The sequence below is a fragment of the Paraburkholderia sp. SG-MS1 genome (assembly GCF_012275575.1).
In the GTDB taxonomy this organism is placed as follows: Bacteria; Pseudomonadota; Gammaproteobacteria; order Burkholderiales; family Burkholderiaceae; genus Paraburkholderia.
Map to the genome: position 1 here is coordinate 1 of NZ_NPIH01000115.1, position 13,845 is coordinate 13,845.

General features: G+C 60.6%; 13 protein-coding genes and 2 tRNA genes. 14 read left to right on the plus strand and 1 reads right to left on the minus strand.

The annotated features are described in order from the left end of the window. The 14 genes from CIC12_RS08685 to CIC12_RS08750 form a co-directional block, all read left to right on the plus strand. Positions 1-648 (plus strand): alpha/beta fold hydrolase (locus tag CIC12_RS08685; RefSeq protein ID WP_168663726.1); only part of this gene is annotated, 648 nt, incomplete at its 5' end. 80 nt (positions 649-728) lie between these two features. Then, complete coding sequence (locus CIC12_RS08690; RefSeq protein ID WP_168663727.1) at positions 729-1,082, plus strand: RidA family protein; 354 nt, start codon at positions 729-731, stop codon at positions 1,080-1,082. 63 nt (positions 1,083-1,145) lie between these two features. Continuing rightward, complete coding sequence (locus CIC12_RS08695; RefSeq protein ID WP_168663728.1) at positions 1,146-3,389, plus strand: RelA/SpoT family protein; 2,244 nt, start codon at positions 1,146-1,148, stop codon at positions 3,387-3,389. 149 nt (positions 3,390-3,538) lie between these two features. Beyond that, a tRNA-Val gene (locus tag CIC12_RS08700) sits at positions 3,539-3,615 on the plus strand. A gap of 253 nt (positions 3,616-3,868) precedes the next feature. Continuing rightward, positions 3,869-5,776: a threonine--tRNA ligase gene (gene thrS, locus CIC12_RS08705; RefSeq protein WP_168663729.1), complete on the plus strand. Its 1,908-nt coding sequence runs from the start codon at positions 3,869-3,871 to the stop codon at positions 5,774-5,776. A 50-nt stretch (positions 5,777-5,826) separates the two neighbouring features. Beyond that, positions 5,827-6,351: a translation initiation factor IF-3 gene (gene infC / locus CIC12_RS08710; RefSeq protein ID WP_073430551.1), complete on the plus strand. Its 525-nt coding sequence runs from the start codon at positions 5,827-5,829 to the stop codon at positions 6,349-6,351. 259 nt (positions 6,352-6,610) lie between these two features. After that, positions 6,611-6,808 (plus strand): 50S ribosomal protein L35, encoded by a 198-nt coding sequence (gene rpmI / locus CIC12_RS08715; protein WP_006052501.1) that lies wholly within the window; start codon positions 6,611-6,613, stop codon positions 6,806-6,808. Between the two features lie 29 nt (positions 6,809-6,837). Then, positions 6,838-7,197, plus strand: coding sequence for a 50S ribosomal protein L20 (gene rplT, locus CIC12_RS08720; protein WP_006052502.1), 360 nt, complete (start codon positions 6,838-6,840; stop codon positions 7,195-7,197). Between the two features lie 158 nt (positions 7,198-7,355). Beyond that, positions 7,356-8,369 carry a phenylalanine--tRNA ligase subunit alpha gene (gene pheS, locus CIC12_RS08725; protein WP_168663730.1) on the plus strand — a complete coding sequence of 338 codons (1,014 nt, stop codon included), beginning with the start codon at positions 7,356-7,358 and terminating at the stop codon, positions 8,367-8,369. A gap of 161 nt (positions 8,370-8,530) precedes the next feature. Continuing rightward, positions 8,531-10,966 (plus strand): phenylalanine--tRNA ligase subunit beta, encoded by a 2,436-nt coding sequence (pheT, locus tag CIC12_RS08730; RefSeq protein WP_168663731.1) that lies wholly within the window; start codon positions 8,531-8,533, stop codon positions 10,964-10,966. A gap of 69 nt (positions 10,967-11,035) precedes the next feature. Continuing rightward, complete coding sequence (locus tag CIC12_RS08735; protein WP_075301562.1) at positions 11,036-11,446, plus strand: integration host factor subunit alpha; 411 nt, start codon at positions 11,036-11,038, stop codon at positions 11,444-11,446. Positions 11,447-11,491: 45 nt separating this feature from the next. Then, positions 11,492-11,905, plus strand: a complete 414-nt coding sequence (locus tag CIC12_RS08740) for a MerR family transcriptional regulator (protein WP_168663732.1) — start codon at positions 11,492-11,494, stop codon at positions 11,903-11,905. Between the two features lie 66 nt (positions 11,906-11,971). Continuing rightward, positions 11,972-12,048, plus strand: a tRNA-Pro gene (locus CIC12_RS08745). Positions 12,049-12,228: 180 nt separating this feature from the next. Next, positions 12,229-12,366, plus strand: coding sequence for a hypothetical protein (locus tag CIC12_RS08750; RefSeq protein ID WP_168663733.1), 138 nt, complete (start codon positions 12,229-12,231; stop codon positions 12,364-12,366). 393 nt (positions 12,367-12,759) lie between these two features. On the opposite strand, the gene CIC12_RS08755 is transcribed toward CIC12_RS08750, so the two are convergent. Then, positions 12,760-13,638, minus strand: a complete 879-nt coding sequence (locus CIC12_RS08755) for a hypothetical protein (protein WP_168663734.1) — start codon at positions 13,636-13,638, stop codon at positions 12,760-12,762. Between the last annotated feature and the right edge of the window lie 207 nt (positions 13,639-13,845).

Genomic DNA, 13,845 nt, shown 5'->3' on the forward strand with positions numbered 1-13,845 from the left:
TCATATGGCATTCCCCAATACGTCGCCGACATGGTCACGCTGATCGCGCGCCTGAATGTCGAAACGGTCGACTGGTTCGGCACATCGATGGGTGGCTTGATCGGGCTCGGGCTGGCCGGTTTGCCGGAGACGCCGATCCGCAAACTGCTGCTGAACGACGTCGGCCCGCATCTGGAGCCGGGCGCCGTGCAACGTATCGGCGACTACCTCGGCAAGCCCGCGCGCTTCGAGACGCTGCAACAGGGCATCGATCACGCCGCCTTGCTCGCGCAAACTTTCGGCCCGCTCACCGCGGACGAATGGCGTGAAATCAATACGCCGTTGCTGCGCGAACAGGAAGGCGCGTGGCTGTTCCGGTACGACCCGCGCATCGCGCAGCCGTTTGCCGCGACCACCGAGGAAGCGACGAAACTCGGCGAGGCCGCGCTCTGGCATTCGCTCGCGTCGTTCCAGGGGCCGGTGCTGGTGGTGCGCGGCGAGCATTCCGATCTGCTGTCGCGTGAAACTGTTGCGAAGATGGTTACGGCCGGACGTGCCGTGTCGAGCGCGGAGATCGCTGGCGTTGGGCACGCGCCCGCCTTTCTCGCAGCCGATCAGATCGAGCTCGCAAGACGGTTCTTTATCGGCCCGGCGCTCGACGCGTCATAATAGACGGTTCCGCGTGGCGTCTTTGATGGCCGCCATGCGGAGCGCATTCTGATCAACTTCAACCCATTTCAGGACTTTTCATGGCAGTCATTCGTCATCACGTCGGCAAGCGCCTCTCGGAAACCGCCGTGCACAACGGCACCGTGTACCTCGCAGGCCAGATCGCCGAAGACGCGGACCAGGACATCACGGGGCAGACGCGCGAAGTGCTCGGGCACATCGACCGCCTGCTGGGTGAAGTGAACAGCGACAAGTCGCATCTGCTGTCGGTGCAGATCTACATCTCGGACATGGTGCATTTCGCCGGCATGAACGCGGTGTGGGACGAGTGGGTCGCGCAAGGTGACACGCCGCCGCGCGCTACCGTCGAAGCCAAACTCGCCAACCCGAAATGCCTCGTCGAAATCGTCGTGGTCGCGGCACAGCGCAGCTAGGCCTCGCGCGGTCACCGTTGTTGAAATTCCCTTGATTCGTCTGGCCCGGCGGGCCGTCGCACCATGAATACCGAAATCGTTACGAGCACGCCTCACCCCATTCCTTCTTTCGAAGAAGCGATGGCGTTCGTGCGCGAGCACGCGGGCGAGGTGCGGCTGTCGTCGGGGGAATCGCTGGCGGATCACGCGGCGGGAACGGCGTTGATCATGCGCAAGCTCAATGTCGATCCGCCAGCGGTACTGGCGGCGGCGCTGTTCGCGTTGACGCCGCATCTGCAGGACCCGGAGCGCGTAATCGCCGACAAATTCGGCGAAGAAGTCGCGCAACTGGTCGGTGACGTGCGCAAGCTCCTGCGCCTTGGCACGGTGAGCTTGCGCGCTGCGCAGAATGCGATACCCGAAGTCGGGCGCGACGCACAGGCGGCGCGCCGCGTGCAGGTCGAGGCGCTGCGCAAGATGCTGCTCGCGTTCGCGCAGGACATTCGCGTGGTGCTGATCCGTCTGGCGTCGCGTTTGCAATCGCTGCGGTATTACGCGGCGGCGAAGATCACGCCTTCACCGGACGTGGCGCGCGAGACGCTCGATATCTATGCGCCGCTCGCCAACCGCCTGGGCATCTGGCAACTGAAGTGGGAACTCGAGGACCTCGCGTTTCGCTTCGAAGAGCCGGATACATACAAGCGCATCGCGAAGCTGCTCGACGAGAAGCGCGTCGAGCGCGAGAGCTATGTCGCGCAGGCGATTGAACGCCTGCAGGAGGAGCTGGCCGCAGCGCAGATTCGCGCGGAAGTCAGCGGCCGGCCCAAACACATCTACAGCATCTGGCGCAAGATGCGCGGCAAGGAGCTCGACTTCGCCGAACTCTACGACGTGCGCGCGTTTCGCGTGATCGTGCCGGACATCAAGGATTGCTACACGGTGCTCGGTATCGTGCACAACCTGTGGCAGCCGGTGCCGAAAGAGTTCGACGACTACATCTCTCGGCCCAAACCGAACGGCTACAAATCGCTGCACACGGTGGTGATTGGCGATGACGGCCGCGCGTTCGAAGTGCAGATCCGCACGCAGGAAATGCATCAGTTCGCCGAGTACGGCGTGGCCGCGCATTGGCGCTACAAGGAGGCCGGCACGCGTGGCTATGGCGGGCAGTTCACCGCCAACGAGAAGTACGACGAGAAGATTGCGTGGCTGCGGCAACTGCTTGCTTGGAAGGACGAAGTGACGGAGGGCGAGCATGGCGAGCAGCGCGCGGCGCAGCCGTGGGAGCAGCTGCGTCAGGCCACGCTCGACGACGACCATATCTACGTGCTGACGCCGCAGGCGCGCGTGATTCCGCTGCCGCACGGCGCAACGCCCGTCGATTTCGCGTATCACCTGCATAGCGAGCTGGGGCATCGCTGCCGCGGCGCACGCGTCGACGGCGCGATGGTGCCGCTCAATACCCAGTTGCAGAACGGGCAGACGGTCGAGATCGTCGCGGTGAAAGAGGGGGGGCCTTCGCGCGACTGGCTCAACCCGCAGCTCGGCTATCTGCACAGTTCGCGCGCGCGTCAGAAGGTGCGCGCGTGGTTCAACGCTGTCGAGGTGCAGGAGCACATTGCGAGTGGCCGTGCGATGGTCGAAAAGACCTTGCAGCGCGAGGGCAAGACGTCGGTCAATCTCGATCAGCTAGCCGCCAGGCTCGGCTTCAAGACCACCGACGATCTGTTCTCCGTGGTCGGCAAGGAGGAGTTCAGTCTGCGGCTCGTCGAACAGGCGTTGCACGATGCGCCGCCGCCGGAGCCGGCGGTGGAAGCGCCGGAGCAGTTCGAGAAGCGCAGCAGCGGGGCGAGCGTCGCGCGCGGAGCGTCCACCGGCGTGCTGGTGGTCGGTGTCGATGCGTTGCTTACGCAGCTTGCGCGCTGCTGCCGGCCGGCGCCACCCGACGGCATCTGCGGCTTTGTCACGCGTGGCAAGGGCATGTCGATTCACCGCAGCGACTGCCCGACGTTCCGGCGGATGGCCGAGCGCGCGCCGGAGCGCGTGTTGGAGACCGCGTGGTCGGCGGACGTGATGAGCGGGCGCGGCCAATCCGTGTATCCCGTCGACCTCTCTATAGAAGCGACGGACAGACAGGGTTTGCTGCGCGACATTTCCGAAGTGTTCGCGCGCGAAAAGATGAATGTGATCGGCGTGAAGACGCAAACGCGCCGCAACGCTGCGTTCATGCAATTTACCGTCGAAGTGTCGAGCGCGTCGCAGATTCAGCGCGCTTGCACGCTGCTCGGCGAGGTGACGGGCGTGGTGCGCGCCTTACGCAAGAACTGACGCGTGCGCGAGATGGCGCGTGGAAGCATCTTGCCGCGCCTCTGCCTGCCGTGCATTCGCAGGACGCGCGTGCGCGCGAGTAGAATTTGAAACCGGTGCAGAAAAGTACTTGCCAAGCAGTGTGGGGCTCCATATAATCTCGTTTCTTCAGGCTCGTAGCTCAGCTGGTTAGAGCACCACCTTGACATGGTGGGGGTCGTTGGTTCGAGTCCAATCGAGCCTACCAACGAAAGAGAAATTCCGGTTTTGCCGGGGTTTCGCAAACTGCAGCAAGCGCCTTTGGCGCAAAAGGCGAATACGGTTATGACACCGCGAACGTTGACCGAAAGCACTTCGGAGCGACGCTAGTCGAGGACCACTTTCGCCAGTGTAGTTTGCAGGAAATGTGAATGCGGCCCCTCGAAAGCGGGGCCGCATTTTTTTTTGGTTTTTTGACCTTGATGTATGTGCCGCCGCCGGTCGGCACCACGGAGAACGCAATGGTTTCGATACGTCTGCCTGACGGTTCTGTTCGACAGTACGAGCATCCGGTGACCGTCGCCGAAGTGGCGGCCTCGATCGGCCCCGGCCTCGCTAAGGCTGCGCTCGGCGGCAAGATCGACGGCGAGTTGGTCGACACGTCCGCGCTGATCGATCACGACGTGGCGCTCGCCATCGTCACCGAAAAAGATGCAGACGGTCTCGATATCATTCGTCACTCTGCGGCGCACCTGCTCGCGTATGCGGTGAAGGATCTGTACCCGGAAGCGCAGGTCACGATCGGCCCGGTCATCGACAACGGCTTCTATTACGACTTCGCATATAACCGTCCCTTCACGCCGGAAGATCTCGAAAAGATTGAAAAGCGCATGCAGGAACTCGCGAAGAAAGACGAGCCGGTCTCGCGCCGCGTCGTATCGCGTGACGAGGCGGTGGCCTACTTCAAGAGCATCGGCGAAAAGTACAAGGCTGAGATCATCGAATCGATTCCGTCCACCGACGAGATCAAGCTGTACTCGCACGGCGGCTTCACCGATCTGTGTCGCGGCCCCCACGTGCCGTCCACTGGCAAGCTGAAAGTCTTCAAGCTGATGAAGGTCGCGGGCGCCTACTGGCGCGGCGATTCGAAGAACGAACAATTGCAGCGCATTTACGGTACGGCCTGGACCAAAAAGGAAGATCAGGAAGCGTATCTGCACATGCTCGAAGAGGCGGAGAAGCGCGATCACCGCAAGCTCGGCAAGCAGCTCGATCTGTTCCACATGCAAGACGAGTCGCCGGGCATGGTGTTCTGGCATCCGCGTGGCTGGACGCTGTGGCAGCAGGTCGAGCAGTACATGCGCCGTCGCGTGAACGACGCCGGCTACCTTGAAATCAAGACGCCGATGATCATGGACCGCTCGCTGTGGGAAGCGTCGGGCCACTGGCAGAACTATCGTGAAAATATGTTCACGACGGAATCGGAAAAGCGCGACTACGCGATCAAGCCGATGAACTGCCCGGGTCACGTGCAGGTGTTCAACCACGGTTTGCGCTCGTATCGCGATCTGCCGCTGCGCTACGCGGAGTTTGGTTCGTGCCATCGCAATGAATCGTCCGGCGCGCTGCATGGCCTGATGCGTGTGCGTGGTTTCGTGCAGGACGACGCGCACATTTTCTGTACGGAAGACCAGTTCATCAGTGAATCGATTGCCTTCAATACGCTGGCGATGAGCGTCTACAAGGATTTCGGTTTCGACAACGTCGAGATCAAGCTGTCGCTGCGCCCGGACGCGCGCGCCGGCACGGACGAAACGTGGGATCGCGCGGAGCAGGGCCTGCGCGAGGCGTTGACGGCTTGCGGCGTGACGTGGGAGGAGTTGCCGGGCGAGGGTGCGTTCTACGGCCCGAAGGTCGAATACCACATCAAGGACGCGCTCGGCCGCTCGTGGCAATGCGGCACGTTGCAGCTCGACATGGTGCTGCCGGAGCGCCTGGGCGCCGAATACGTCGCCGAGGACAACGGCCGCCGCCGCCCGATCATGCTGCACCGGGCAATCGTCGGTTCCATGGAGCGTTTTCTCGGAATTCTGATCGAGCACCATGCCGGTGCAATGCCTTCATGGCTCGCGCCGATGCAGGTTGTCGTGATGAATATCGCGGAAAGTCAGGCAGAGTATGCGCAGTCGCTAGCCCAATCGTTGCAAAAACAAGGGGTTAGAGTTGAAGCCGATTTGCGCAACGAGAAGATTAGCTATAAAATACGCGAGCACACGCTGGAAAAGGTCCCGTATCTGCTCGTGGTCGGCGACAAAGAGCGTGAAGCCCAAACGGTAGCCGTGCGTGCCCGTGGTGGCGTCGATCTGGGCGTGATGCCCCTCGATGCCTTCATTGAGCGTCTGCGCCAGGACGTGCAGTCGTTCAACTGAGCCACTTGGTAGGCCGGCTCGTTTTTTTTAATTTTTAGAGGAAACGTAACATCGCTACTGATAAGTCTGCGCACCGCATCAACGGTGAAATTACGGCACCCGAGGTGCGTCTGGTCGGCGTCGAGAACGAACCGCTCGGCATCGTGAAACTCGCTGATGCGTTCCGCATGTCGGAACAGCAAGACGTGGATCTGGTCGAAATCGCTCCGCAAGCGGTCCCGCCGGTTTGCCGTTTGATGGACTACGGCAAGTTCAAGTACCAGGAAGCGAAGAAGCAACACGAGGCCAAGCTCAAGCAGAAGGTCATTCAGGTCAAGGAAGTCAAATTCCGCCCGGGTACCGATGACGGCGACTATAACGTCAAACTGCGAAACCTCATCCGCTTCCTCGAAGACGGCGACAAGACGAAAATCACGTTACGTTTCCGTGGCCGCGAAATGGCTCACCAGGAAATCGGTATGCGCATGCTCGAGCGCCTGCGCACGGACCTCGACGAAGTTGGTCAGGTCGAGCAAATGCCGAAAATGGAAGGGCGCCAGATGATCATGGTGCTCGCTCCGAAGAAAAAGAAGTAAGCGGCTGGAGCGGCTGCGCGCCAAAGGGGTGCGTGCTCTGACGGCTGAAGTTTGAATAGGATTTGAAGCGATGTTGCGCCGGGTGTCCGGCGCGGTATCGGCAGGTTTCGGAACGGCGTGCATGCAAGTGCGCGCCGATTCCTGAAAAGCGGCCGCCGGCGGTGCTGGCGGTCTGCATACCAAGTGGAATGGGTTTCGAAGGGCGGGGGATGGCCACTGGCCGACCGCACACCCATATCCATCTAATAATGGAGTTGTCATGCCGAAGATGAAGACCAAGAAGAGTGCTGCAAAGCGCTTCGTGGTGCGTCCGGGCGGTACCGTCAAGCGCGGTCAGGCCTTCAAGCGTCACATTCTTACCAAGAAGACCACCAAGAACAAACGCCATTTGCGCGGTTCGACGGCAGTTCATGATTCCGATCTGAACTCCGTGCGCGCAATGCTGCCGTTCGCTTAACCCTTAACCGACACTCATAGGAGCAAGACATGCCTCGAGTAAAACGTGGGGTTACCGCACGGGCCCGTCACAAGAAGATCATCAAGCTGGCCAAGGGTTACCGCGGCCGTCGCAATAACGTCTATCGCATCGCCAAGCAGGCGGTCATGCGCGCAGGCCAATACGCCTACCGCGATCGCCGCAACAAGAAGCGTGTGTTCCGCGCATTGTGGATCACGCGTATCAACGCGGCGGTGCGTCAGCACGACATGACGTACAGCGTGTTCATCAACGGCCTGAAGAAGGCTTCGATCGAACTCGACCGCAAGGTGCTGGCCGACATGGCTGTGTTCGACAAGGCTGCTTTTGCTGCGATCGTTCAGCAGGTGAAAGCCGCCGTTGCAGCCTGATTGCGCTTCTGGCAATTAACACTGCGTGGTTCGTTGCAGCGAATATCCGGTAGTCTCGGTGACGCTGCAGCAAAAACGGGGCTCCTCACCGAGCCCCGTTTTTGTTGGTAGAACCAGTTTTGCTTCAATTGAACACTGACGTTGAAATGATGGGATCAATGGATCTGGACCAGATTGTCGCCGACGCGCAAAAAGCCTTCGCAGAAGCCTCCGACGTCACCACCCTCGAGAACGAGAAAGCGCGCTTTCTCGGCAAATCGGGTGCGCTGACCGAGCTGCTGAAGGGCCTTGGCAAACTCGATCCCGAAACGCGCAAGACCGAAGGCGCACGGATCAACCTCGTCAAGCAACAAGTGGAAGCCGCGTTGACGGCCCGCCGTCAGGCGCTGGCCGACGCGTTGCTGAATCAACGCCTCGCCGCTGAAGCCATCGACGTAACGCTGCCCGGCCGCGGCACCGCTGCAGGTAGCCTGCACCCGGTGATGCGCACATGGGAGCGCGTCGAACAGATTTTCCGTACGATCGGATTCGACGTGGCCGACGGCCCCGAGATCGAAACCGACTGGTACAACTTCACCTCGCTGAACAGCCCGGAAAACCATCCCGCGCGTTCGATGCAGGACACCTTCTACGTCGATGGCAAAGATGCCGACGGCCGTCAACTGCTGCTGCGCACGCATACGAGCCCGATGCAGGTGCGCTACGCGCGCACCAACACGCCGCCGATCAAGGTCATCGTGCCGGGTCGTACGTACCGGGTGGACAGCGACGCGACGCATTCGCCAATGTTCAACCAGGTCGAAGGCCTGTGGATCGACGAGAACATTAGCTTCGCGGACCTGAAGGGTGTCTACACCGACTTCCTGAAGAAATTTTTCGAACGCGACGACATTCTCGTGCGCTTCCGTCCGTCGTATTTCCCGTTCACCGAACCGTCGGCCGAAATCGACATGCTGTTCGAAACGGGCAAGAACGCCGGCAAGTGGCTCGAAATTTCGGGCTCGGGCCAGGTTCACCCCACGGTGATCCGCAATATGGGCCTCGACCCGGAGCGCTACATCGGCTTTGCTTTCGGCAGCGGCCTCGAGCGGCTCACGATGTTGCGTTACGGCGTGCAAGACCTGCGTCTGTTCTTCGAAAACGACCTGCGTTTCCTGCGTCAATTCGCCTGAACCGGCGCGTACGAACGCGACAAGCATAGAGCGCGGTATCGCACCTCGTGATGCCGCCGGCGTCCCCGGCAGGGCGTTGCGAGTGAACCGGCTACGAATCCGGAGTCACGCGCAGCCACTGCCGGACGTGGACCTAACCTGATCAGAACGTACACAGAACCATGCAATTCCCGGAATCCTGGCTGAGAACCTTTGTCGATCCTCAACTGACGACCGACGAACTGTCGCACGCGTTGACGATGGCCGGTCTCGAAGTCGAAGACCTGCGGCCGGCCGCACCGCCGACCTCGAAGATCGTCGTCGGCCAGGTGCTGGAAGTCGCCAAACACCCGGACGCGGACAAGCTCAACGTGTGTCAGGTCGACGCCGGCACGGGCGCGACGCTGAACATCGTATGCGGTGCGCCGAACGTGGCGCCGGGCATCAAGGTGCCGGTCGCGCTGGTGGGCGCGCAACTGCCGCCGGCCGAAGAGGGCGGCGAGCCGTTCGCGATCAAGCTCTCGAAGCTGCGCGGCGTGCAAAGCGAGGGCATGCTGTGCTCCGCACGCGAGCTGAAGCTATCGGAAGATCATAGCGGTCTGATGATCCTGCCGGAAGCTACGCCGATTGGCCAGGATATCCGCGAAACGCTGAACCTCGACGACACCGTGTTCGAAATCAAGCTGACGCCGAACAAGGCGGACTGCCTGTCGGTGTTTGGTGTGGCGCGCGAGACGTCGGCAATCACTGGCGCGCCGTTGCGCCCGTTGGACATCAAGCCGGCCGAGGTCAAGCTCAACGAAACGTTGCCGGTCAAAATCTCTGCGCCCGATCTGTGCGGCCGTTTCTCCGGCCGCGTGATTCGCGGCGTGAACGCGCGCGCGAAGTCGCCGCACTGGATGGTCGAGCGCCTCGAGCGTTCGGGCCAGCGCAGCATCTCCGCGCTCGTCGACATCTCGAACTATGTGATGCTCGAACTGGGCCGTCCGTCGCACGTGTTCGATCTCGACAAGATCCACGGCGGCATGGACGTGCGTTGGGGCCGCAAGGGCGAAACGCTCAAACTGCTGAACGGCAATACCGTCGAGCTCGATGAAACTGTCGGCGTAATCGCTGACGAGCAGCATATCGAAAGCCTCGCGGGCATCATGGGCGGCGACAGCACGGCCGTCACGCTCGACACTACCAACATCTATCTCGAAGCCGCGTTCTGGTGGCCCGATAGCATTCGCGGCCGCTCGCGCAAATACAACTTCTCGACCGATGCGGGCCATCGTTTCGAGCGCGGGGTCGACTATGCGACGACCGTCGATCATATCGAGCGCATCACGCAACTAATCCTCGACATCTGCGGCGGTGAGGCCGGTCCGGTCGACGATCAGATCGTCAACGTGCCAAAGCGTGAGCCCGTGAAAATGCGTGTGTCTCGTGCGAACCGCATCATCGGCGTGCAGATCGGCGCGGAAGAAATTGCGCAGATCTTCACGCGCCTCGGCCTCTCATTCGAGCGCGATGGCGATACCTTCGCGGTGATGCCGCCGTCGTACCGTTTCGATATCGAAATCGAAGAAGACCTGATTGAAGAAGTCGCACGCATTTACGGCTTCGAGAAGATTCCGGCACGGCCCCCGGTCGCGACCAGCGAAATGCTGCCGACCAATGAAACGCAACGCTCGATCCACGTGATCCGCCACGCGCTCGCTGCGCGCGATTACGCTGAGACGGTGAACTTCAGTTTCGTCGACGCCGAGTGGGAGCAGGACTTCGCCGGCAACGACAAGCCGGTTCGTCTGCTCAATCCGATCGCGAGCCAGTTGTCGGTGATGCGCACGACGCTGTTCGGCAGCCTCATCAACGTGCTGCGCACAAACCTGAATCGCCGCGCGGCGGATCGCGTGCGCGTGTTCGAAGCCGGCCGTGTGTTCCTGCACGACCCGTCGATCAAGGCGGGTGAGCTGACGGTCGAAGGTTTCGCGCAACCGAAGATGATTGGCGCGCTCGCGTACGGTCCCGCGCTCGACGAGCAGTGGGGCGCGCCGACGCGCACGGTCGACTACTTCGACATGAAGGGCGATCTCGAAGCGCTGCTGGCGCCGGCGGTGGCGCGTTTCGTGAAAGCGGAGCATCCGGCTTTGCATCCGGGGCGCAGCGCGCGTGTCGAAGTAAATGGACGCGCAGTGGGTTGGATCGGCGAATTGCATCCGCGCTGGATGCAGAAATACGATTTGCCGCATGCGCCGATTCTGTTTGAAATCGAAGCGGAAGCATTAATGCAGCGCGTATTGCCGACTCCCGCGGAAGTTTCTAAATTCCCGCCGGTGCGTCGCGATATTGCGGTGGTCGTCGATCAGAAAATCGAGGTCCAGGCGCTACTCGACGAGCTTCAGAAAGCCCAGTCCGAACCCGCTTGCAAGAGCGTTCAGAAGGTTGCGCTTTTCGACGAATTCCGTCCAAAATCAAACACTTCCGGTGGTCTGGCTGCTCACGAGAAAAGCCTTGCGTTCCGTGTGACCTTGCAAGATACTGGCGGAACCCTGCAGGATGAAACGGTCGATCTGGCCATTCAAACTCTGGTGGAACGTCTGGCTCGAGTATATGGCGCACGGTTGCGCGGATAACCCGCATTTAACAATTGCACGGCTGTTTCCGCATCCTTTGTTTTTTGCTTGGCGCGCCATTTGATAGATATGAATGAAATGAACTCGAGTGATTTCGAAGCCCTTCTTACGGCGCAACGCAGCGCCATGATTCGCGATATTCCGACATCACCCGCCGTCGTTTCGACTGAAACGCCGACGCTCACCAAAGCGGAGCTTGCCGAGTTGCTGTTCGACAATGTCGGGCTCAACAAGCGGGAAGCGAAAGACATGGTCGAAGCGTTCTTCGAGGTGATTCGCGATGCGCTGGAGAGTGGCGACAGCGTGAAGCTGTCGGGGTTCGGCAACTTTCAGTTGCGTGACAAGCCCCAGCGTCCCGGCAGAAACCCGAAGACCGGCGAGGCGATTCCGATCGCCGCGCGTCGCGTTGTGACGTTCCATGCAAGTCAAAAGCTGAAAGCGCTGGTTGAAAACGGCGCTGAAGCGAGCTTCGCGCGCTGATCGACTCGCGCGCTCCTGCGCAACCACTACGACGGCTAACTGACGATGACAGCGACGATCGAAAAAGTCGTCTTGCCTCCGATTCCGGCGAAGCGCTACTTCACGATCGGTGAGGTCAGCGAACTATGCGGTGTGAAGCCGCATGTGTTGCGTTACTGGGAGCAGGAGTTCACGCAGTTGAGGCCGGTCAAGCGGCGCGGCAATCGCCGCTACTATCAGCATCATGAGGTGCTGTTGATCCGGCGGATTCGTGAGTTGTTGTACGAGCAGGGCTTCACGATCAACGGCGCGCGCAACCGGCTCGATTCGCACGGCGGCGGGCATGGTGGGCCGGCAGAATTGGTCGAGGAAGGCGAGGGTGTAGCTGCCGTGCAGGCGCCTGCGGTTGCGGCAGCCGCGGTGGACGTCGAACAGTTGCGCAAGGAATTGCTGCACGTGATCGATTTATTGAGGCACTAGTGCACTTTGTTCGTACGAAGCGGTTCTAATCGAATGAAGTGTCTGTTATAATTTTGTGCTGTTCTTCGGGGCGTAGCGCAGCCTGGTAGCGTACCTGCATGGGGTGCAGGTGGTCGGAGGTTCAAATCCTCTCGCCCCGACCAAAGAAAACAAGGACTTACGGTGTCATGCCGTAGGTCCTTTTTTCATGGCTGTCGTTTGACCCCAACATTGACCCCAACAGACGCGCGGCCTAGGGGGTCGCTTGCCGCGTCTCTATCGCACGTCCATAATCGAACGCACAAATATTTAGCGGGGGCAAAATGCTCGGACTCGGATGGGGATTGCTAGCTGTGCTTCTGTCCGGCATCGCCGGATTCGCTTACCTCGCGATAAGCGGACACCTGTTCTATGGGGCGCTGCTGCTCGGCGCTGTCGCCATGGGCGGCCATCTCATACTGAATCGCGTGACGCGGCGCTAAGGGCGGTATTGCACCGCCCCCCTTCGCAGGCTCACCTAACACCGTAAAACAGATTGCCCGGAACCGGCTTGTGATACGAATTCACGGCCGCGCCGTAAGACCACCCTATCGTATTGCCAGATATCGTAATTACCGGTCGGGGCGCATCGCCGCTGATGTGATAGAAAAGTTGGTCCGGCTGAAATATCGCGAACGGCTCGCCCTGAGATAGATTCTCGTCCATCAGACTTCCCCCCGTCCCGTCGATATAGCGACTGCCTAGGAAGCGCGCGAGGCGGGTTGTCATATTCACCGTCAGTCGCCCTTGCTCATCCCACACTTGCATACCCGCAGGCATCGTGTCCTCCCATTGTTCGGTAGTGAATGAGGCGGCGCATGGCCGCCCCGCTCTCATCAGCCAATCCGCCGTCCGTCACCCAAAAATACGCCAGCGTTCGCATAGCGTCGTTCGCGATGGTCTGTCGGCTCGCTCTCAATGACACGCGGCCCTTGCTGTGCTTCGCGGACGGAAGGCCCATCGTAATAGCCGTTCAGTGCGGTGCGGATATGGAAGGGCTTAGGAAGGTCCTTCAGTCCTGAGGCGGCGAGCCGCTTCATCTCCGCATCCCGGCGCAACGTGAGATTGTCCCTATCGAAGTGTCGTGCTAGGGGAGCAAGTGCAGTCCCCTCGAACATCCGACCCATGGCAACGGCTTTATCGTTGCTCGCCTCGCATGCACTGAGCAACCTGTCGGCCGCCATCTCGTCAGTGGTCGCCGCGAGCGCCGCATTAATGCCGCACCGCATGTAGCCTTCCATCAACTGCCATTCGAGACGCGCAATCGCGTATTTGACCTTCGCCACCGCCGCATTGATCTCCTTAACCTCCGATGCGTGTTTAGCGCGCGCCTCCGCTCGCTTCTCCTCGAACACAGGCTCACCAGCCTCGGCGGCCTCACGTTTCGCTAGATATGCGGCAAGGTCGTTCTCAGCCTGATTGATCGCCTTGTCGAGCTTCGCAGTGACCGGCTTGCGGCCGTCCGCGTGTGCCGCGCCGATCTCAACAGTGCGAGCCGCTTTGAGATCGCGCATCATGCCTTCGAGCCGTTCGCCCTCATCGGCGGGAATGGGATCAGGCGTCGCGTCTGCCAGTGCCTTCGTGAGCGCCGCATTGGCCTTTCTCATTCTCTCGGCCAGCGCATCAATCTCCTTTCGGCCCTTCGCCACGTCCGCATTCACGTTGCTCCGCAGTGCGCTCAGTTCGTCAAACGTCATCATCGTGCTTTCTTTCATGCTGCTCTCCGTTATGGCCGCAATGCGACCGTTGATAAATCAATCCGCGATATGGAAGTAACTTCTATCGCGCTGTTCGTGTGTGCCGCTGGCCGGTAGTGCCGTCATTCGTTGGCCCCGCACATTGGAAGTACTTCTAACTAAATGCACTTCGCAGGTTCGGCGCTACCGCAGTTCGGAAGTACTTCCAACGTGAGCGGGTCCCAT

Excerpts from the sequence above, each read along its gene's own strand:
- CIC12_RS08690 (WP_168663727.1), top strand. The coding sequence starts at position 729 with ATGGCAGTCATTCGTCATCACGTCGGCAAGCGCCTCTCGGAAACCGCC.
- CIC12_RS08695 (WP_168663728.1), top strand. The coding sequence starts at position 1,146 with ATGAATACCGAAATCGTTACGAGCACGCCTCACCCCATTCCTTCTTTC.
- thrS (WP_168663729.1), top strand. The coding sequence starts at position 3,869 with ATGGTTTCGATACGTCTGCCTGACGGTTCTGTTCGACAGTACGAGCAT.
- rpmI (WP_006052501.1), top strand. The coding sequence starts at position 6,611 with ATGCCGAAGATGAAGACCAAGAAGAGTGCTGCAAAGCGCTTCGTGGTG.
- rplT (WP_006052502.1), top strand. The coding sequence starts at position 6,838 with ATGCCTCGAGTAAAACGTGGGGTTACCGCACGGGCCCGTCACAAGAAG.
- pheS (WP_168663730.1), top strand. The coding sequence starts at position 7,356 with ATGGATCTGGACCAGATTGTCGCCGACGCGCAAAAAGCCTTCGCAGAA.
- pheT (WP_168663731.1), top strand. The coding sequence starts at position 8,531 with ATGCAATTCCCGGAATCCTGGCTGAGAACCTTTGTCGATCCTCAACTG.
- CIC12_RS08735 (WP_075301562.1), top strand. The coding sequence starts at position 11,036 with ATGAATGAAATGAACTCGAGTGATTTCGAAGCCCTTCTTACGGCGCAA.
- CIC12_RS08740 (WP_168663732.1), top strand. The coding sequence starts at position 11,492 with ATGACAGCGACGATCGAAAAAGTCGTCTTGCCTCCGATTCCGGCGAAG.
- CIC12_RS08755 (WP_168663734.1), bottom strand. The coding sequence starts at position 13,638 with ATGAAAGAAAGCACGATGATGACGTTTGACGAACTGAGCGCACTGCGG.